The organism is Micromonospora sicca (assembly GCF_003172935.1).
GTDB lineage: Bacteria > Actinomycetota > Actinomycetes > Mycobacteriales > Micromonosporaceae > Micromonospora > Micromonospora sicca.
The window spans coordinates 1-1,167 of sequence record NZ_QGKS01000035.1; the positions used below are offsets into that span (position 1 = coordinate 1).

The 1,167-nt window shown below is 74.6% G+C and carries 1 protein-coding gene and 1 pseudogene; both read left to right on the plus strand.

The annotated features are described in order from the left end of the window. The coding region (locus DKT69_RS00200; protein WP_438361785.1) for a winged helix-turn-helix domain-containing protein at positions 1–527 on the plus strand (527 nt) is incomplete at its 5' end. A 345-nt stretch (positions 528–872) separates the two neighbouring features. Beyond that, a pseudogene (locus DKT69_RS00205) lies at positions 873–1,167 on the plus strand (winged helix-turn-helix domain-containing protein); the annotation flags it as partial.

A 1,167-nucleotide genomic window follows, 5' to 3' on the forward strand; every position in this document is an offset into this window, starting at 1 on the left:
CCCCGACCCTGACCATCACCCTCGAGATCCCCGCTGGTGCGCTGACGCCCGGCCTGGCCCGGCTGGTCGACCTGCTCGGCGAGCTGGCCGAGACGGGCGAGGGGATGCTCCGCCACCAGACGCCGGGCCGCGCCCTCGCCGGCCGGTCGCGCGCCGCCGATCCGGTCGCCCCGCCGACACAGCCCGACCTGCCGGCCGATCCGCCGGCCGTACCGGCCGATCCGAACCCGGTACGGATCCTGGCCGGCCCCCGGATCGTCCGCCACGGTCCGCGGGACGTCCCGCTGACCCGGATCGAGTACGACCTGCTGCTCTTCCTCGCCGAGCACCCCCGCCGGGTCTTCACCCGCCGGCAGTTGCTCGCCAACGTCTGGGGCTACGAGCACGCGGTGGCCCGCACCGTGGACGTGCACGTCCGCCGGCTGCGCGCCAAGCTCGGCACCGACACCCCGCTGGTGACCACGGTGCACGGCGTGGGCTACCGGCTCGCCGACGAGGCCCGCGTCGAGGTGGACCGGGAGCACTGAACCGACGGGAGGAGCCATCCGTCGCTCCGGGCGCCCGGGTCGGAGCCGCGGCCCCGGGCGTCCGGCGTCCCCGTGTTCCGGCCGCGTTCCCCCGCGTGAGCAGGGGCCCAGCGGTGCCACCGGCCAATGTGAACCGGCCGGGCACCCCCCTTGACCGGTCGCCCCGACGACTCTGCTGTAATCATCTGGCCTCGCACGGAGAGCGAGCGGGTGGCTCCGATGTGTTCGTCAATTGTCACATTCATGCAACGTAGCCGCCCCTTGACCCTCGCACAGGCGCCGGGAAGCATCGATGAAGCGGCGTCCCGGGCCGTGGGGAGATACCCGGACCAGCCAAGGAGGACCATGTCGGTCAGCCCCGCCTCGTCGCGCGCCGGATGGCATACGTCCCAACCCGCGGTTCCCGGTCGTCCTCCCGGCGGCCAGCGTCGCCCCGCGAACACGGCCACACCCGTGCTCACGGTGACCCTGTCCATCCCGCTCGCCTGCGAGGAGTCCCTGACCCCACCCGCGCGCCGGCTGCTCGAGGCCGCCCGGGAGATGCTGGAACGCGGTGACGCGGTCATCTCCAGCGGCACCGGCCCGGTGGAGCGCCGCCCCGACCCGGTGCCGGCCGGCCGGTCCCCGTCCGCGTCCCGAT